Genomic DNA, 18039 nt, shown 5'->3' on the forward strand with positions numbered 1-18039 from the left:
ATGGTCACGCACCGGGGCAGCTGGAGCCTGCGGGACCGCGCGGAGGACATCATGCGCGCCCTGCCGGTCACGGTCGCGCCGGGCACCGCCGCGCTCACCGTACGGCTGGACTACCCGCGCGCGGCTGGGGTGCTGGACCTCGGCTGCGTCGGGCCGGCCGGCTTCCGGGGCTGGTCGGGCGGAGCCCGCGACACGTTCACCATCGCCGCGGACCGGGCCACCCCGGGATATCTGCCCGGCGAGCTGGAGCCCGGCGAGTGGCAGGTGCTGCTCCGGCTGCACCGCGTCCCGCCCGAGGGCCTCGAGTTCGAGCTCACCGCCACCACCAGCAGCACCCCACCCGCTGCCGAGCCCGCGCCCGTCGCGCCGCCCCGGCCGCAGCGCCCGGCCCGACCCGCGGTGCCGGAGGTCGACGGGCAGCGCTGGCTCGCCGGGGACCTGCACGCCCACACCGTGCACAGCGACGGCGTGCAGACCATCGACGAGCTGGCCGCCCTGGCCGTCTCCCGGGGCCTGGACTTCCTCGCCGTCACCGACCACAACACGGTCAGCCACCACCCGTGGCTACCCGGGTCGGCCCGCCGGTACGGGATCACACTGCTGCCCGGCCAGGAGGTGACCACCGACCGGGGACACGCCAACGTGTTCGGCCCGGTGGGCTGGATCGACTTCCGGCGACCGGCCGACGAGTGGCTCGGTGCCGCCGAGCGGGCGGGCGGACTGCTGTCGGTCAACCACCCGCTCGGCGGGGACTGCGCCTGGCGGCAGCCGGTGACCGCCCGCACCCGGCTGGTGGAGGTGTGGCACTCCGGCTGGTGGGACCGCACCTGGGGGGCGCCGCTGGCGTGGGCGCAGGCGTGGCGGCCGGACGTCGTACCCGTCGGGGGCAGCGACTTCCACCGGCCCGGCGCGGACGCGCTGCCCGGCGCGCCGACCACCTGGGTGCTCGTCGACGGCGACCCGGCCGACGAGGCGACGGTACGCGATGCGCTGGCCGCCGGCCGCACCGCGGTCTCCGCCGGCCCCGACGCTCCCCTGCTGCTGCGGCTCGGCGACGAGCTGCTGGCCCTCGACGCGGACGGCGCGCTGCTCGGCTATCCCGACGGCCGCCACCGGGTGGTCCGCGGCGACCGGTGCCTGCTGCCGGCCGCCGACGGGCTGCACGTCCTGGAGTCCCACCGCATGGAGGTGATCGCATTGTGCAGCTGACCGGACGCACCAGAGTGGCCGGAGCCCCGTGCAACTACGGCATCTACCAGCCGGACGACCCGTTCGTCGGTCCGGAGGACCTGCTCGCGTCGCTGGCCGCGGACGGCTACACCGGCGTGGACTCCGGGCCGATCGGCTACCTCGGGACCGCCGACGTGCTGGCCCGGCGGCTGGCCACGAGCGGCATCGGGCTCGCCGGCGGCTGGGTCGACCTGCGCTTCGCCGACCCGGACGGGTTCGCCGACGACCTCGCCGGACTCGACGCGGCGCTGGCGGTGTTCACCGCCGCGCCGGTCGACGACCCCCGCTTCGCACCCCGGCCCACCCTCGCCTGTCCCGGCAACCCGGCCCGGATGGCCCGCCCGGGCACCCCGCCGGACCTGGCCTCCGCGCTGCCCGCCAGCGCCTGGCCGGACTTTGCCGCGCGGGTGCAGCAGGCCGTCGACCGGTGCCGGGGCCATGGGCTGGAACCGGTGTTCCACTATCACCTGGGCACCGACGTGGAGACCGAGGCGGAGGCCGACCGGCTGCTGGAACTGACCGACGTCGCGGTCTGCCTGGACACCGGACACCTGGCGCTGGCCGGCGGCGACCCGGTCGCGGCGGTCCACAAGTGGGCCGGACGGATCGGCCAGGTGCACCTCAAGGACGCCGACCTGGCCGCCCACCGGCGGGTCCGCGACGCCGGGGGCGGCCTGCCCGAGGTGGTCGCCGCCGGCGGCTTCTGCGCCCTGGGCACCGGCGACGTCGACCTCGCCGGGGTGCTGCGCGGCCTCGACGAGATCGGCTACGCCGGTTGGCTGGTGATCGAGCAGGACGCGCCGGCGCAGGGCCGGGACCTGCACCGGATCCGCGCCGACCAGCACGACAACCGGCGGTGGCTGGCGGAGGCGCTGCCATGACCGAGGCGGGCAAGCGGATCAGGATCGCGGTGGCCGGGTTGGGCGTCATCGCCCGTACGGTGCACCTGCCGCTGCTGCGACGACGGGCCGACCTGTTCGACATCGTCGCGCTCAGCGACCTGTCCCCGTCGCGGCTGGCCGAACTCGGCACCCGATACGGCGTCGAGCCGGCCCGGCGGTACCCGGACGCGACGACCATGCTGGCGGCGGGCGGCTGCGACGCGGTGCTGCTGGCGACGTCCGGCTCGCACGGTAACCTCGCCGCCGCGGCGCTGGGCCGTGGGCTGCCGGCGCTCTGCGAGAAGCCGCTCGCCTACACCCTCGCCGAGGCGGACCGGCTGACCGGCTCCGGCACCGCACCGCTGATGGTCGGCTACATGAAACAGTACGACCCGGCGGTGGCCGAGGCCGCCCGGCTGCTCGACGAGATCGGCGGCCCGGCGGCGGTGCACGCGGTCGAGGTGACGGTCCTGCACGCCGCCGGAGACCAGCAGCTGGCCTTCGCAAACCTGCCGCCCGCGCCACGGGACGTGCCGGCCGCGGAACTGGCCCGGCTGCGGGAGGCCGACGAACGGCTGCTCGACGCGGCGGTCGGCGGGGACGCCGCGGCGCGCACCCTCTACCAGATCCTGATCAACAGCGTCTCGCACGACCTGTCCCTGCTGCGGCTGTTCACCGGCGCGCCGGTCACGGTCGACCACGTCGCGACCTGGCCGCTGGCGCCCGACGGGCCGGCCGAGCCGTCGGTGGAGATCTCCGGCCGGCTGCCCCACGGCGGCCGGTACGGCATCCGGTGGCTCAACCTGCCGGACTGCCCGGCCTACCGGGAGACCGTGACGCTGCACCACGCCCGGGGCGCGCTGGAGCTGGTGTTCCCGTCGCCGTACCTGCTGAACGCGCCGACCACGCTGACCGCGGTCGACCGGCACGGCGACGGCGAGCGGCGGACGGAGTTCCGGTCCGTCACCGAGGCCTTCGAACAGGAACTGGTCGCCTTCCACGCGATGGTGACCGAAGGCGCGCGCCCGCTGACCGGCATCGCCGAGGGCGCGGCCGACCTACGGACCAGCCAACAGGTGGTACGCCGCTACGGGGAGCTGACCGGGGCGGCGATCGGCGGAGAGGCGGCGAGCTGATGGACCGACCGACCGAGATCATCGTGGTGCCGCACACCCACTGGGACCGGGAGTGGTACGAGCCGTTCCAGCGGTTCCGGCTGAGGCTGGTGGCGCTGCTCGACGAGGTGTTCGACCGGATGGCGCACGACGAACGCCAGCGGTTCACCCTGGACGGGCAGCTCGCCGCGGTCGACGACTACCTGGAGGTCCGGCCGGAGCGCCGGGAGCAGGTGGTCGCACTGGTGCGGGCCGGGCGGCTGGCCGTCGGGCCGTGGCAGATTTTGCTCGACGAGTTCCTCTGCTCCGGGGAGAACATCGTCCGCAATCTGGAACGCGGGCTGGCCCGCAGCGCGGCGCTGGGCGGGGCGATGCCGGTCGGCTACCTGCCCGACATGTTCGGCCACGTCGCGCAGATGCCGCAGCTCCTGGCCGGAGCCGGGCTGGCCCACGCCTGCGTGTTCCGGGGCGTACCCGACCGGGTCCGGTCGCACGCGTTCGCCTGGCAGGCGCCGGACGGCACCACGGTCCGCACCGAGTACCTGCCCGGCGGCTACGGCAACGCGGCCGGGCTGATGGACGACCGGCGCCTGGTCACCCGCCGGGCGACCGATCTGGCCGAGCGGCTGCGCGGCTGGCGGCCCGACGGCGACGACGCCACCCCGATCCTGGCGATGTACGGCGCCGACCATGCCGCGCCCGCGCCGGACGCCCCGGACCTGCTCGCCGCAGCCGGCGTCGACGGGGTACGCCTGCGGCTCGGCACCCTCGCGGAGTACTTCACCAGCCAACCGACCACGGTGGACGGCCTGCCCACCGTCGCCGGCGAGCTGCGCTCACACGCCCGGGCGAACATCCTGCCCGGCGTGATCTCCGTACGCGCCCATTTGAAGCAGGCGATGGGCCGCGCCGAGCGGCGGGTCGAGCGGTACGCCGAACCGCTCGCCGCGCTCTTCCACGATCCGTCCGTGCAGCGGTTCCTCGACATGGCCTGGACCCGGCTGATCGACGCGAGCTGCCACGACTCGGTGACCGGCTGCGGCTGCGACGAGACCGCCGAGCAGGTGGCCGCCCGGCTGGCCGAGGCGGACCAGCTCGGGCGGGCGGTCTGCGACCTGGTGGGGGCGCGACTGGCCGGCGCGGTGCCGCGCGACGGGCACCTGCTGTTCAATCCGACGCCGGCGGCCCGGACCGCCCTGGTCCGCCTGGACGTCGAGGCGCCCGGGGACGGAGCGATCGGCCTGGCCGGCGCCGACGGCCGGGTCGCGCCCGCCCAGGTCCTCGACCGGGCCCGGACGCTGCTCGCCGACGACCTGGTGCCGGCCGCCGAGCTGCCGGCGGTGCTCGCCCGGGTGCACGGGCGCGAGCTGTACGGGCAGGAGATCACCGCCTGGTCGGTGTCGCCCGACGACGCCACCCTCACCTTCGAGGTGGCCCGGCACGGCGACCCGACCTTCGACGTCGAGGACGTACGCTTGGCGCTCGCCGCCGCGGCCGGCGCCGACCGGTGGCGGGTGCGGATCGTCGCCGCCCCGCGGCTGACCGTCGCCGCGCTGGTCGAGGTGCCGGCGCTCGGCCTGGCTGCGGTACGCCCGGTGGCCCTACCGTCGGACGGCCCGGCGGCGCGGACGGACGCCGCCACGCCGGAGCCCGGCGCCACCGCCACGCCGACGCCCGTGACCGTCGACGGCCGGGCCGTCGACAACGGCCTGCTCCGGGTCGAGGTGACCGAGGACGGCACGCTGCGGCTGTCCACGCCGGACGGCCTGAGCGTGGACGGGGTGGCCCGGATCGTCGACGGCGGCGACGTGGGCGACAGCTACAACTACGCCCCGCCGGCCGCGGACGAGCTGGTCGACAAGCCGCGCGCGGTACGGACGGCCGTGGTGCACGACGGCCCGGTGGTCGCCGTCCTCGACGTGGTCCGCGAGTACCGCTGGCCGGTCGGCGCCGACGTGGACGCGGGCTCACGCCGGGTGGACCGGGAGACGGTCACCGTGACCACCCGGGTGGAGCTTCGGGCCGGTGAGCCGTTCGCCCGGCTGCGGTTGAACTTCGACAACCGCTGCGACGACCACCGGGTCCGCCTGCACCTGCCGCTGCCGGCGGCGGCTCGCACGTCATACGCGGAGGGTCAGTTCGCGGTCGTCGAGCGCGGGTTGACCGCCGAGGGCGGCGGCGGTGAGGTGCCGCTGCCGACGTTCCCCGCCTCCGGGTTCGTCGCCGCCGGAGGCGCCAAGGGGTCGCTCGCCGTCCTGCTGACCCAGCCGACCGAGTACGAGCTGACCGACTCAGGCCGGGAACTGGCCGTCACCGTCCTGCGCGCGATCGGGATGCTGTCCCGCAACCGGCACGCCCTGCGGGACGAACCCGCCGGCCCGCAGCTGCCCACGCCGCTGGCCCAGTGCCGGGGCGAGCGCAGCGTCGAGCTGGCGGTGCTGCCGTTCCGGGGCGACTGGGACTCCGCCGGGGTGCTGGCGGCGGCCGAGGCGTACCGGCACGAACTGCTGGGCTTCCCGGGCACCGGCGATCCCTCCGCCGGGCTGCCGACGCCGGTCACCGGACTGACCGTCGACGGGGAGGGCGTCGCGCTGACCAGCCTCCGGGACCGGGACGGCCGGGTCGAGGCGCGGATGGTGGCCACGCGGGACACCAGCGCCGTCATCGGGGCCGGCCGCGGCGTACGCGGCGCGTGGCGGGCCGACCTGGTCGGCCGGCCGGGCGAGTCGCTGCCGGTCGGCGGCGACGGCCTGGTCCGGCTGCCCCTGCGGGCGTGGGAGATCGCCACCGTGCAACTCGACCTGGCCGGCCCGGGCTGACGGGGCAGCCGCGTCGCCGGTCCGGGGCGGCCGGGACGCCGTCGCCGGCGGCGCACCGGCACCCGGGTCTCAGGCGACCGGGGTGACCGCGCGCAGCCACTGCTGGGCGAGCAGCGCGTGGCCGAACGGCGTGAGGTGCACCCCGTCGTTCGTCCACACCCGCTCGTCGACCCCGGCGGCCTGGAACAGGTCGTCCACCGCGACCAGCGTGGCGTCGTAGTCGGCGGCCAGCCGGCGGACCGCCTCGACCTTCGGGCCGAGATCCGCCCGCCAGGCGCGCTGCGCGTCGTCGAGCGGGATGAGGAAGGGCTCGACGAGCACGATCGCCGCGTCCAGGCGGCGCCGGGTGAGGTCGAGCAGGTGCCGGTAGTCGCGCTCGAACTCCGCGACGCCCGTCGGGTCGTTCCGCGTGTAGCGGCGCCAGGTGTCGTTGACGCCGATCAGCACCGACACCACCTGCGGGGCGAGGACGAGGCAGTCGCTGTCCCACCGGGCGCGCAGGTCGCGGACCCGGTCGCCGCTGACGCCCCGGTTGTGGAAGGTGACCTGGTGCTCGGGGTGGCGGGCGGTGAACCAGGCCGCCGCCATCATCGCGTACCCGCAGCCCAGGTCCTCGCTGGCCCGGTCCCGTCCGGCGTCGGTGATGCTGTCGCCAATGAGCAGCACCCGCCCACCGCGGGGCACGTCCACCGTCATCCGTTCGTCTCCGCTCCCTCGTCGCCACCCGCCGTCATGATCATGCCCCGTGACCCGCGGGCTTGTCCGTCGCCGACGGCCGACGTCACACCCCGGCCGCCCCGGATCCCGGGGTCCGACTGTTGCGTTTCCGCCGTCGGGACCGATGAAGCATCGGTGGGAGCCGGCCGGGACGGGTGTGAAAACCACCCTAAGTTGACCTTGACCGTTGCTATCGGCACAAGACGGTGGTTGACTGCTGCACCATGCCACAGCCGCTGATTACTGATAGATCGGTATTTTCGTGAAAAGCACCGATATCTCGCCGGTGCAATCGGCGGGTCGACGGCGCGTGACCTGGCGGCAGCGAGCGGCACGCTGGCTGGATCCGACGGTCGCCCAGTGGGCCGTCGCGCCACCGGAGACGCCCCCTCCCCCACCGCCCGCGGAACCTTCGCCCGGTCCGTGGCCGGCGATCTGCGAACAGTTCGCGATGCGGACCCTCGCCTCGGCGTACCAGATGGGCTCCCACCTGGAGGCGGTGGAGGCCGACGAGCAGGACCCGGAGCGCCTGGAACGGCTCTACCGGATCGACCACGCCAACACCCGCATCCGCCGGCACGCGGAGAACCTCCAGGTCCTGCTGGGCCGTCGGGTCGAGGACGCCGACCCGCAGACCGTGACCCTGGTCGACGTGGTCCGGGCGGCCACCTCGGCGGTGGAGTACTACCCGCGCATCCGGGTGGGGCACGTCGTGGAGCTGGCGGTGGTCGAGTTCGCCGCCGACGACGTGATCCGGGTGCTCACCGAACTGCTGGACAACGCCACCCGCTTCTCCCCGCCCACCTCGCCGGTGATCGTGTCGGCCTACATCACCGAGGACGGCAGCGTCCTGGTGCGCGTGGAGGACGCCGGCGTCGGGATCCACCCCGACCACCTGCCCGCCCTCAACGCCCTGCTCGGCGGCCAGCCAGGCACCCCGACCACCCGTGACCCGGCGGCCCACCTGGGACTGGCCGTCGTGGCCCACCTGTCCGTCGCCCACCGGCTGCGGGTCACCCTGACCAACCGGCCCTCGGGCGGCACGACGGCGACGGTCCTCGTCCCCGGCGCGCTGCTCTGCGAGCACCGCACCCCGGCGGGGCCGGACCCCGCCGGGCCCGCCCCCGCCGGGTCCGCGCCACCGCCGGCCTGGCCGCCCCCGCCGCCGGACGACAAGGGCCGGGTCCACCAATGGAGTACGCCGATGGCCCCGGACAGCACGCACGCGCCCACCGTCCGCCTCAGCACCCTCGGCGGCCGGTCCGCCGACCCACCGGACGAGTCCCGACCGACGACGGGGGGCGGGCTGCCCCGCCGGGTAGCCGAGAGCGTGCGCGCCGAGAACCCCACGGCCGGGGCGCACCGGCCCGGCACGACGACTCCGCACCAGGCCGCGACCGAGGCCGGATCGCCTCCCGAGGCCTGGCCGGACGAGACGGCGGCCTTCGCCGCCGGTGTCCACGACGCCCAGGCCACCACCACCAGCGACGACGAAGGACGGCTGCGATGACCCACGGTTTCCCCGGCAACGGCAACGGCCCGGCGGCCGCGGGGCAGGGGCTGCCCGACTGCGCCTGGCTGGTCCGCCAGTTCGCCGACGACGTACCCGGCATCACGCACGCCCTGATCGTGTCGCTCGACGGCCTCCAGCTCGCCGCCTCCCGGGACGTCTCCCGGGACCTCGGCGACCAGCTCGCCGCGCTGACCGCCGGCCTGCTGAGCATGGCCGACCGCAGCGCCTCGCTGCTGGACCTCGGCGCCGCCGAGTACCTGACCGTGCGGCTGCCCCGCGGGCACCTGCTCTTCATGCGGGTCGGCGAGTCCGCCGGCCTGGCGGTCGCCGCCGCGCCCGGCTGCGACCTGCGGGTCGTCTCCTACCGGATGACCCAGTTCGTCGGCGCGGTGTGGCACGCGCTGACCCCGCAGGTCCGGCACGAGCTGCATCGGATGACCGCCAGCCAGCCGCGCTGACCGACCGGAGCCGAGGAGGCTGATCATGCCGATGACGTACTGGAAGGTGCGGCCGTACGTGCTGACCGCCGGCCGTACCCGCACCCGGCAACCGCTGCTGGTGCACACGCTGGTGTCGGTGCCGTACTACGACGCCGTCTTCGCCTCGGGCCTGCTGCCGGAGGCCCGGTCGCTGTACGAGCACGCCCGCCGGGCCCGGTCGGTGGCCGAACTGTCCGCGGTGTGCGGGATGTCGCTCGGGGTGACCCGGGTGGTCGTCGACGACCTCGCCGCCACCGACCGCCTACGGATCCACGCCGACACCTACTCGCTCGACTTCCGCCTCCTGGAGAGACTGCGCGATGGACTCCGCCAGCTTGCCTGAGAACCCGTCGCCGACCTCGGCGAAGATCGTCATCGCCGGTGGGTTCGGCGTCGGCAAGACGACCTGCGTCCGGTCCATCTCGGAGATCCCGCCGATCAACACCGAGGCCTGGATGACCGCGGCCAGCGAACCGGTCGACCGGCTCGACCCGGGGATCGACAAGACCACCACCACCGTGGCGATGGACTTCGGCCGGCTGACCATCGGCGCCGACCTGGTGCTGTACCTGTTCGGCACGCCCGGCCAGCCCCGCTTCTGGCCGATGTGGGATGACCTGTGCCGGGGGGCGGTGGGTGCCCTGGTGCTCGCCGACACCCGGAACCTGGCGGCGTCGTTCCCGGCGGTCAACTACTTCGAACAGGACAGCGAGGTGCCCTTCGTGGTCTGCGTGAACCTGTTCGACGGGGTGCTGCACCACCCGCTGGCGGACGTCCGCGACGCGCTCGCGCTGCCCGCCGGCGTACCGCTGATCGCCTGCGACGCCCGCGACCCGTCCTCGGTGGCCCGGGCGCTGCTGGCGGTCGTGGAACACACGATGGCCCGCACCGCCCGACCCGCCGCGGGCGCGCTCGCGGTCCGATAGTCCAACCTGGAGGAACCCATGCGCAAGATCCTTATCGTCGGGGCCGGGCAGTCCGGACTGCAGCTCGGCCTGAGCCTGCTCGCCGAGGGCTACGACGTCACCGTCATGTCCGCCCGCACGCCGGACGAGATCCGCCGGGGCTGGGTGATGAGCACCCAGGCGATGTTCGACGCCGCGTTGCGCACCGAGCGCCGGTACGGGCTGGACCTGTGGCAGGACCAGGCGCCCCGGATCGACGGCCTGCACGTGTCGTTGTCCGCCCCGCCCGGTGAGCGGGCGCTGCGCATCCCCTGCCCGCTGGACGAGCCGGCGCAGAGCACCGACCAGCGGGTGAAGATGGCCACCTGGCTGGAGCTGTTCGAACAGCGCGGCGGGACGGTGCACTACCAGGGGGTGACCACCGCCGACCTGGACGGGCTGACCCGGCTCGGCCGGTACGACCTGACCGTCGTCGCCGCCGGCAAGGGCGACCTGGTGGGCGTCTTCGACCGGGACCCGCAGCGCTCGGTGCACACCGCCCCGCAGCGGGGACTGGCCGTCGCCTACGTGCACGGGATGACCCCGGACCCGCTGCTGCCGGCGCCGCACGTCAGCTTCAACGCCGTGCCGGGCCTGGGCGAACTGTTCGTCATCCCCGCCCTCACCCTGTCCGGGCCGTGCGAGATCCTGTTCTGGGAGGCGGCGCCCGGCGGGCCGCTCGACCTGTGGGCCGAGCGGCGGGATCCGGCCGAGCACCTCAAGCTGACCCTCGACCTGGCCCGTCGCTACACGCCGTGGATCTACGACCGGTGCGTCGACGTGGAGCTGACCGACGGGCGGGCCACCCTGTCCGGCCGGTACACCCCGACGGTGCGCCGCCCGGTCGCGGAGCTGCCCTCGGGCGGCCTGGTCCTCGGCATGGCGGACGTGGTGGTGGCCAACGACCCGATCACCGGCCAGGGCAGCAACACCGCCGCCAAGTGCGCCCACTCCTACCTTGGGTCCATCGTGGAGCGCGGTGACCGGCCGTTCGACGGGGGGTGGATGGAGCAGACCTTCGAGCGGTTCTGGGCCGACACCGGCCAGGCGGTCACCGGCTGGACGAACGCGATGCTGCAACCGCTGCCGCCGCACGTGCAGCAGCTCCTGGGCGCCGCCGCGGGCAACCCGACGATCGCCCGGCGCTTCGCCAACGGCTTCAGCGACCCGAACGACTTCTCCGACTGGTTCATGACGCCGGGGGCCGCCGACCGCTATTTGACCTCGGTCGCCGCCGGGTGACCCGGCCGGCTCCGCCGCGTTGGTTCGCCGCTCTCGCGGGTAAGCGTGGGGCTCCGGATCGAGTACCAGGAGGTGACCATGTCAGGTCGGGAGCAACTTCACGAGCTGCGTCAGCAGGCCCACGACAAGGGCATCGAGGGCAACTCCAAGATGACCGAGGGCGAGTTGCGCAAGGCACTCAACCAGGTCGGCAAGGGCATGGATCCGCAGATGGCGAAGCAGATGGCGAAGCAGGCGAAACGGTGACGCACCGCTCATGACGTCGGGGCGGGCGGAAGCGCCCGCCCCGGCGGCGGCACATCAACTGGCCCTCGCCATCCGGGGGCTGACCCGCCGGTCAGGCGGTGACGTGGGCGCTGTCGCCGCCGGTCGCGGCGAACGAGGTGCCGCTGACCATCCGGGCCTGGTCCGAGGCGAGGAACACCACCAGCGGCGCCACCTCCGACGGTTGCACCCACGGGACGCTCAGCGGCGTCTTCGCGCGGAGCAGGGCGATCGCGGTCCGCTCGTCCTCGCCGACGTCGCCGGAGGGCGTCCGCCCGCCCTCGGTGATCGCCTGGGCGTACCGGTCGGCGTGCCGGGTCAGGACGGTGTCGACGAGGCCGGGGATCACTGCGTTCACCGTGATCCCGTGTGCGCCCAGCTCCAGCGCGGCCGACTTCATCAGGCCCAGGATGCCCCACTTCGAGGCCGAGTACGCCGCCCCGTTCTTCGTGCCGTGCTGTCCCTGTGTGGACGAGGTGACGATGATCCGCCCGCCCCCACGCCGGACCAGCAGCGGGGCGAACGCGCGCAGCACGTTCGCGGTGCCGCTCAGGTTGACGTCGATCTGGTCGTGCCAGTCGGCGTCGGTCATCTCCAGCAGCGGCCGGAACGCCTGGATTCCGGCGTTGGCGAAGACGACGTCCACCCCGCCCCACGTCTGTTCGACGCCGGCCGCGGCCGACCGGACGGCAGCGATGTCGCGTTGGTCGACGACGTGTTCCTGCCACCGGGCGCCTGCGGCGGTCACCAGCCGGCCGGTCCCGGCGAGGTCCTCGCGGGTGGCGGGCGAGTAGTCGAGGACGGTGCTGACCGGTCCCGCGACGTCCAGCCCGGCCACGTCCGCGCCGGCCTCGGCCAGCGCCAGGGCGGCGGCTCGCCCGATGCCCCGCGCCGCGCCCGTCACCACCGCGACCCGCCCGCTGAGCGGTCGCGCCGGCGGCGTGCCTGCGGTCATCAGCCCTCACCTCCGCGTCGCGGCCGTCGGTGCTCCCGGTCGCCCCGGCCGCCACCGCGGGGCCTCGGTCGTCTCCTGCAACATAGACCGGCGGTCCCGTCGGCGCCGGAGATCCGCCACGCGGTACCGGCCACCCGCACCGCACCGCGTCATGGGCTTGGCAGACTGGGTCGGTGGACACCGATCGGAACGCACTTCTCGGGGTGGACCTGCCGGTGGTCGCCGCGCCGATGGCGGGTGGGCCCACCACCCCCCGGCTGGTCGCGGCCGTGGGATGGGGTGGCGCGTTCGCCTTCCTGGCGGCCGGGTACCGGGAGCCGGCGGCGGTGGCGGAGGAGATCGCCGCGGCGCGGGCCACCGGCCTGCCTTTCGGCGTGAACGTGTTCGTGCCGACCCCGGTGCCGGTCGACGAGGCCGCGTTCCGCCGCTACGCCGCCCGGATCGCCGGCGAGGGTCAGCCGTACGGGCTCGACCTGGCGGCGGCCCCGCGGACCGAGGACGACGACCACTGGGCGGAGAAGATCGCGCTGCTGGTCCGCGATCCGGTGCCGGTGGTCAGCTTCACCTTCGGGGTGCCGCCCGCCGCCGTGGTCCACGACCTGCGGCGAGCCGGGAGCCGGGTGCTGGTGACCGTCACCGACCCGGTGGAGGCCGCGGCGGCGGCGGAGCTAGGAGTGGACGGGCTGGTCGCCCAGAGCGGGCACGCCGGGGGCCACTACGGCACCTTCACCCCGGACGCGCCCGCGTCCGTCCGGCCCCTCGCGGAGCTGGTCGGCCTGGTGGGCACCCGTACCGGCCTGCCCGTGCTCGCCGCCGGCGGCGTGGGCGGGGTCGGGGACGTCCGGGCGGCGCTCACCGCCGGCGCCACCGCCGTCCTGGTCGGCACGCTGCTGCTCCGGGCCGACGAGAGCGGCGCCAGCCGCACCCACCGGGACGCGCTGGCCGACCCGCGCCGCGATCGGACCGTGGTCACCCGGGCCTTCACCGGACGGCCGGCCCGCGGACTGCGCAACGACTTCATCGACCGGTACGAGGCGGACGCCCCGCTGGGCTATCCCGCGCTGCACCACCTGACCCGGCCGCTGCGCAGGGCCGCGGCGGAGGCCGGCGACGCCGACCGGCTGCACCTCTGGGCCGGCACCGGTCACCGCGCCGCGCGGGCCGCACCGGCCGCCGAGATCATCGAGGAGCTGACCCGGACGCTCTGAGCGTTCAGGCCGGTATCAGCGCCAGCCCGGCGATGCCGACCGCGCAGAGGATCAGCACGGTGATCGAGTCCGGGCCCATCCGCAGCCACTGTCGACGCGGCCGGAACACCAGCCCGGCGAGGTAGACGATGGTGAGCAGGCCGCCGAGGGCGGTGAGGTAGATGTCGGTGTGGTGGGCCCGGGGCAGCACCGCCTCCCTGGTGAGCAGGGTGGCGAGCAGGAAGAGCACCGGCAGGAAGGCGTTCCCGCCGAGGATGTCGCTCACCGCCAGCTGGTAGTCGCCGAGCCGGTGGCGGCGAGCCCGGTGGTGACCTCGGACAGGGCGGTCATCGCCGAGGGTCAGCGAGGCCGCGAGGTGGGTCAATGGCCTGCGCGGCCGCACGCCGGCCGCGTCCAGCACGGCGAGCACCGCGGTCTGGATGGCGATGCCACCGAGGATGTTGCCGACGGCGACGTCGACCTGCTGGGCCAGGGCCGCGCTCGTGGTGATCGCGACGTCCGGCAGGTTGGTGGCGACGGCCAGCAGGATCACCCACCGAGCGCCTCCCCGAGGCGCAGGCGCCGGCAGAGCACGTCGGTACTGTCCGACAGGATGACACCGGCGCCCCAGATCACTCCGGCGCAGGCCAGGAAGATCACCAGCAGCAGCGGCGAGGCGAGTCCACTCACGGTGGCCCTCCCCCGTCCCCGTGCCGGCCGCCGCCCGCGTCGCCCATGCGGAGACAGGCTACGGCGGGACCGGTCAGCGGGTGGCGTGTTCCAGGAGTTCGAGGAGATGACGGTACGGCTGGCCGGTCGCCCGGGCCATCCCGATCTCGCAGGTGCGGTTGACCGAGGCGTACCCGTCGAAGGACCGCTCCGACACCGCGCGGGCCTCCGCGCGGGTGGCGGCGGCGGTCAGCTCGGGGTGCAGCAGGCCCCGGTCGCCGGCGAAGCCGCAGCACTGCCACCCGTCGGGCACCACCACCTCGTCGGCGACCGCGCGGGCCACGGTGACCAGCGCCTCGTCGAGCCCCAGCCGGGTGGACGAGCAGGTCGGGTGCAGGGCGAGGGAGGCGAGCCGGCGCCGGACGGTCAGCCGGGGCAGCAGCTCGGCGGCGGCGTAGGCGACGGCGTCGACCACCGCGACGGCGTCGCCGCCGTCGGCGACCAGCTTCGCGAAGCCCTCGGTGCAGGACGCGGCGTCGCTGACCACGGGCAGCGTCCCGCCGCGGCTGGCCTCCATCAGCACGGGTGACACCCGGTCGTGGACGGCCTGGTAGCCGGCGGTGAGGCCCTTGGAGGACCAGGGCGTGCCGCAGCAGACGCCGGCGATCCCGTCGGGGACGAGCAGGCGGACCCCGGCGCGCTCGGCGAGGGCCAGCAGCGCGGCGGCCACCCCCGGGCCGCCCTCGGCCGGAGCGAACAGGGTGCCCAGGCAGGACGGGACGAACACCGCGTCCGGTTCGTCGACCGGGTGGGGACGGCGAACCTCGCCGCCCCGGGGCAGGTCGCGCCGCCACTGCGGGACCCGCTCGGGGCCCAGCACGGCGCGGGCCGCCCGGGTGGCCGCCTCGGGCAGCGCGGGCGGCAGGGCGCCGGCCAGGTCCAGGCCGCGCGCCATGCCGCGGGTGGTTGCGCCCCAGCGGGCGGCGGCGCCCCGCCAACCGGCCTGGGCGACCCCGCCGTTGCGCTCGGCGCGCAGCCGTTTCACCAGGTCACCGGTGTTGATCAGGACCGGGCAGGCGGTCGCGCACATGCCGTCCACCGCGCAGGTGTCCACCGCGTCGTAGTCGTAGTCGTCCGCCAGCTCGCGGGCCAGCCGCTCGTCACCGGCCGCCTGCGCGGCGGCGATCTCCCGGCGCAGCACGATCCGCTGCCGAGGGGTGGTGGTGAGGTCCTTGCTGGGGCAGACCGGCTCGCAGTAGCCACACTCGACGCAGCGGTCCACCTCGGGCTCCACCGTCGGCACCGTCTTCAGGTGGCGCAGGTGGATGTCGGGGTCGTCGCTGAGCAGCACGCCGGGGTTGAGCACGCCGTCGGGGTCGCAGAGCGTCTTCAGCTCGCGCATCACCTCGTAGAGCTCGTCGCCGAACTGCCGGCGGACGTACGGCGCCATCACCCGGCCGGTGCCGTGCTCGGCCTTCAGGGTGCCGCCGTGGGCGAGGACGGCGTCCACCATCTCCTCGGTGAACGTCGCGTAGCGCTCCGGCGCCTCGCCGCCGGAGAACCGCTCGTTGAGCATGAAGTGCAGGTTGCCGTCCTTGGCGTGGCCGAAGATGACGCTCTCCTCGTAGCCGTGCCGGGCGAAGAGGTCGGCGAGCTCGGCACAGGTGTCGGCGAGCGCCTCCACCGGCACCGCGATGTCCTCCAGCAGGGCGGTGGTGCCGGAGGGTCGGGCGCCGGCGACGGCCGCGTACAGGCCCTTGCGGATGTGCCACAGCGCCGCCCGGGCCGCCGCCTCGCCACTGAGCCGGGGCGGGGCGGACAGCGGCAGGCCGGCGAGGACGGGCCGGGCCGCCGCCACCCGGTCGGCGAGCGTGTCGGGGTCGGCCTCCTGCCACTCCACCAGCAGCGCGGCGTGCTCCCGGACGGCCAGGCCGCGCAGCGCGGCGTCCGCCCGCGGGTCGAGCTGGGCGACCCGCAGCGCGGCGGCGTCGAGCAGCTCGATCGCCGCCGGGCCGGCGGCGACCAGCGCCGGCATCGCGGCCATCGCCCGGGCCAGGTCGTCGAAGACGAGCAGGCCGGTCGCGGCGTGCCGGTGCACCGGTACGGTGCGGAAGGTCGCCGCCGCGACGAAGGCGAGGGTGCCCTCGCTGCCGACGACCAGCCGGGTCAGCAGCTCGCTGGGCGAATCGTGGTCGAGGAAGGCGTTCACCCCGTAGCCCATGGTGTTCTTCATGGCGTACTGGGCCCGGACGCGGCGGACCGAGTCGGGGTTGCCGCGCACCCGGTCGCGCAGCCGCAGCAGGCCGGCGTGCAGCTCCGGCTCGGTGGCCCGCAGCCGCTCGTCGGCGTCCGGGGCGCCGGTGTCCAGGATGGTCCCGCTGGGCAGCACCAGCTCCAGCGACTCCAGCGTCCGGTAGGTGTTGAACTCGGTGCCGCAGGTCATCCCGCTGGAGTTGTTGGCGACGACGCCGCCGATGGTGCAGGCGGACTCGCTGGCCGGGTCGGGGCCGAGCTTGCGGCCGTACGCGGCGAGCCGGTTGTTGACCCCGCGCAGCACGACGCCGGGCTGCACCCGGACCCGACGGCCGTCATCGAGGACCGTCAGCTCGCGGAAGTTGCGGCGGGTGTCGACGAGCAGGTGGTCGGTGACCGCCTGCCCGCTGAGGCTGGTGCCGCCGGAGCGGAAGGTCAGCGGCGTGCCGCTGCGACGGCTGTGCCGCAGCAGGGCCGCGACCTGCCCGGCGTCGGCCGGGGTGACCACCGCGCGGGGATGCAGCAGGTAGTGCGAGGCGTCGTGGGCCAGCCGCAGCCGGTCGGCCGCCCTGGTCGCCACGGTGCCGGGCAGCGTCGCGTCGAGCGCGGCGAGGTCGGGGTCGGCGGGGCGGCTCACCGGAGGCACCCGCCGGTGGCGCCGGCGGTCGGGCGTGTGGCCCCGGTCAGCTGCGATGTCATGGCCTACCTCCCCAGGTTGACACCCTAGCGGCGGGCCGGCCACCGCGGGCGAGCCCCCTTGCGGCAGCATCGACCCTGGTGGATACTCGCCGCTATCACGTTCGTCGAGGTCGATACCCCGAGCCGGGACCACGGCGACGCCTCACGGGTGCCGCCCGCACCGGTCGCCCGCCGCCCTCCGAGGAGGAGACCGTGAGAATCCGACCCATCTCCGGCCGGCTCACCCCACTGCTCGCCGCCACCGTCGGCCTCGTCGCCGCCGGCGCGTTCACCGTGCCGGGCCCCGCCTCGGCCGCCCCGCCCAGCTACAGTGCCAGCCAGCTCGCCCAGGTCGACCACGCCGTCGCGGCCTCCGGCGTCGACGGGATCGCCTGGCGCGTCGATGCCGGCCGGGTCGTGGTGACCGCCGACGACACCGTCTCCGCCGCCGAACTCGCCACGCTGAAGAAGAGCGCCGGCAGCAACGCCGGCGCGATCCGGATCGACCGGGCCCGCGGGGTCTTCCGCCCGATGCTCTCCGCTGGCAACGCCATCTACGGCGGTGGCTACCGCTGCTCGCTCGGCTTCAACGTGGTCAAGGGCAGCACCTACTACTTCCTGACCGCCGGGCACTGCGGCGACGTGGCCAACACCTGGTACACCAACTCCAGCCAGACCACTCTCATCGGCCCGACCGTCGGCTCCAGCTTCCCGGGCAACGACTACGCGCTGGTCCGCTACGACAACACCTCGCTGACTCACCCCGGCGGCTACACCGCCGCCAACGCATTCGTCGGCGAGTCGGTGAAGCGGACCGGGTCGACCACCGGCACCCACAGCGGCACGGTGACCGCGCTCAACGTCACGGTCCGCTACGTCGGCAGCGGCACCGTCAAGGGCATGATCCAGACCACCGTCTGTGCCGAGCCCGGCGACTCCGGCGGCCCGCTCTACGACGGCACCAAGGCGCTCGGCATCACCTCCGGCGGCAGCGGCGACTGCCGCTCCGGTGGCACCACCTTCTACCAGCCCGTCACCGAGGCCGCCGGCGCGTACGGCGTGACCGTGTACTGACCCGTCCCCGACCCGCCGG

At 74.9% G+C, this 18039-nt stretch carries 17 protein-coding genes; 12 read left to right on the plus strand and 5 right to left on the minus strand.

Annotated elements, in window-relative coordinates; translation table 11 throughout:
• From OG799_RS12755 to OG799_RS12770, 4 genes are read left to right on the plus strand one after another with little or no spacing between them, the layout of a single operon-like run.
• Complete coding sequence (locus OG799_RS12755; RefSeq protein WP_406045241.1) at window positions 1-1209, plus strand: CehA/McbA family metallohydrolase; 1209 nt, start codon at window positions 1-3, stop codon at window positions 1207-1209.
• Window positions 1200-2111, plus strand: coding sequence for a sugar phosphate isomerase/epimerase family protein (locus tag OG799_RS12760; protein ID WP_406045242.1), 912 nt, complete (start codon window positions 1200-1202; stop codon window positions 2109-2111). Before OG799_RS12755 ends, OG799_RS12760 begins: the two co-directional genes overlap by 10 nt.
• Window positions 2108-3247 carry a Gfo/Idh/MocA family protein gene (locus OG799_RS12765; RefSeq protein ID WP_406045243.1) on the plus strand — a complete coding sequence of 380 codons (1140 nt, stop codon included), beginning with the start codon at window positions 2108-2110 and terminating at the stop codon, window positions 3245-3247. The genes OG799_RS12760 and OG799_RS12765 overlap by 4 nt, the downstream gene beginning before the upstream one ends.
• A complete protein-coding gene (locus OG799_RS12770) occupies window positions 3247-6045 on the plus strand; it encodes a hypothetical protein (protein WP_406045244.1) in 2799 nt (932 codons plus the stop codon). Before OG799_RS12765 ends, OG799_RS12770 begins: the two co-directional genes overlap by 1 nt.
• A gap of 69 nt (window positions 6046-6114) precedes the next feature.
• Here the strand turns inward: OG799_RS12770 and OG799_RS12775 are convergent, their stop codons facing one another.
• Window positions 6115-6741: an SGNH/GDSL hydrolase family protein gene (locus tag OG799_RS12775; RefSeq protein WP_406045245.1), complete on the minus strand. Its 627-nt coding sequence runs from the start codon at window positions 6739-6741 to the stop codon at window positions 6115-6117.
• Between the two features lie 472 nt (window positions 6742-7213).
• Between OG799_RS12775 and OG799_RS12780 the strand changes: the two genes are divergently transcribed.
• The 6 genes from OG799_RS12780 to OG799_RS12805 all read left to right on the plus strand — a co-directional run bounded on the left by OG799_RS12780 (window position 7214) and on the right by OG799_RS12805 (window position 11186).
• Window positions 7214-8272, plus strand: coding sequence for a sensor histidine kinase (locus tag OG799_RS12780; RefSeq protein WP_406045246.1), 1059 nt, complete (start codon window positions 7214-7216; stop codon window positions 8270-8272).
• Entirely contained in the window at window positions 8269-8733 is a 465-nt protein-coding gene (locus tag OG799_RS12785; protein WP_406045247.1) for a roadblock/LC7 domain-containing protein, read from the plus strand. Before OG799_RS12780 ends, OG799_RS12785 begins: the two co-directional genes overlap by 4 nt.
• Window positions 8734-8758: 25 nt before the next feature.
• Entirely contained in the window at window positions 8759-9097 is a 339-nt protein-coding gene (locus tag OG799_RS12790; protein ID WP_406045248.1) for a DUF742 domain-containing protein, read from the plus strand.
• Entirely contained in the window at window positions 9075-9680 is a 606-nt protein-coding gene (locus OG799_RS12795; RefSeq protein WP_406045249.1) for a GTP-binding protein, read from the plus strand. Before OG799_RS12790 ends, OG799_RS12795 begins: the two co-directional genes overlap by 23 nt.
• 18 nt (window positions 9681-9698) lie before the next feature.
• The gene (locus OG799_RS12800; protein WP_406045250.1) at window positions 9699-10940 is read left to right on the plus strand and encodes a styrene monooxygenase/indole monooxygenase family protein; all 1242 of its coding nucleotides are present in this window, start codon (window positions 9699-9701) and stop codon (window positions 10938-10940) included.
• A 78-nt stretch (window positions 10941-11018) separates the two neighbouring features.
• Window positions 11019-11186, plus strand: a complete 168-nt coding sequence (locus tag OG799_RS12805; RefSeq protein WP_406045251.1) for a hypothetical protein — start codon at window positions 11019-11021, stop codon at window positions 11184-11186.
• Between the two features lie 91 nt (window positions 11187-11277).
• Here the strand turns inward: OG799_RS12805 and OG799_RS12810 are convergent, their stop codons facing one another.
• Window positions 11278-12159 (minus strand): SDR family NAD(P)-dependent oxidoreductase, encoded by an 882-nt coding sequence (locus OG799_RS12810; protein WP_406045252.1) that lies wholly within the window; start codon window positions 12157-12159, stop codon window positions 11278-11280.
• Between the two features lie 173 nt (window positions 12160-12332).
• On the opposite strand from OG799_RS12810, the gene OG799_RS12815 reads away from it, so the two are divergent.
• Window positions 12333-13367: a nitronate monooxygenase gene (locus OG799_RS12815; RefSeq protein WP_406045253.1), complete on the plus strand. Its 1035-nt coding sequence runs from the start codon at window positions 12333-12335 to the stop codon at window positions 13365-13367.
• Between the two features lie 4 nt (window positions 13368-13371).
• On the opposite strand, the gene OG799_RS12820 is transcribed toward OG799_RS12815, so the two are convergent.
• From OG799_RS12820 to OG799_RS12830, 3 genes are all read right to left on the minus strand, one after another.
• A complete protein-coding gene (locus OG799_RS12820) occupies window positions 13372-13899 on the minus strand; it encodes a hypothetical protein (RefSeq protein WP_406045254.1) in 528 nt (175 codons plus the stop codon).
• Window positions 13896-14036, minus strand: a complete 141-nt coding sequence (locus OG799_RS12825; protein ID WP_406045255.1) for a hypothetical protein — start codon at window positions 14034-14036, stop codon at window positions 13896-13898. Before OG799_RS12825 ends, OG799_RS12820 begins: the two co-directional genes overlap by 4 nt.
• A 73-nt stretch (window positions 14037-14109) precedes the next feature.
• On the minus strand, window positions 14110-16905 hold the full coding sequence (locus OG799_RS12830) for an FAD-binding and (Fe-S)-binding domain-containing protein (RefSeq protein ID WP_406045256.1): 2796 nt from the start codon (window positions 16903-16905) through the stop codon (window positions 14110-14112).
• Window positions 16906-17159: 254 nt separating this feature from the next.
• Between OG799_RS12830 and OG799_RS12835 the strand changes: the two genes are divergently transcribed.
• The gene (locus tag OG799_RS12835; RefSeq protein ID WP_406045258.1) at window positions 17160-18020 is read left to right on the plus strand and encodes a S1 family peptidase; all 861 of its coding nucleotides are present in this window, start codon (window positions 17160-17162) and stop codon (window positions 18018-18020) included.
• Window positions 18021-18039: the final 19 nt, after the last annotated feature.

Origin of the sequence: Micromonospora sp. NBC_00898, from assembly GCF_045207895.1 — a bacterium.
Classification (GTDB): domain Bacteria; phylum Actinomycetota; class Actinomycetes; order Mycobacteriales; family Micromonosporaceae; genus Micromonospora.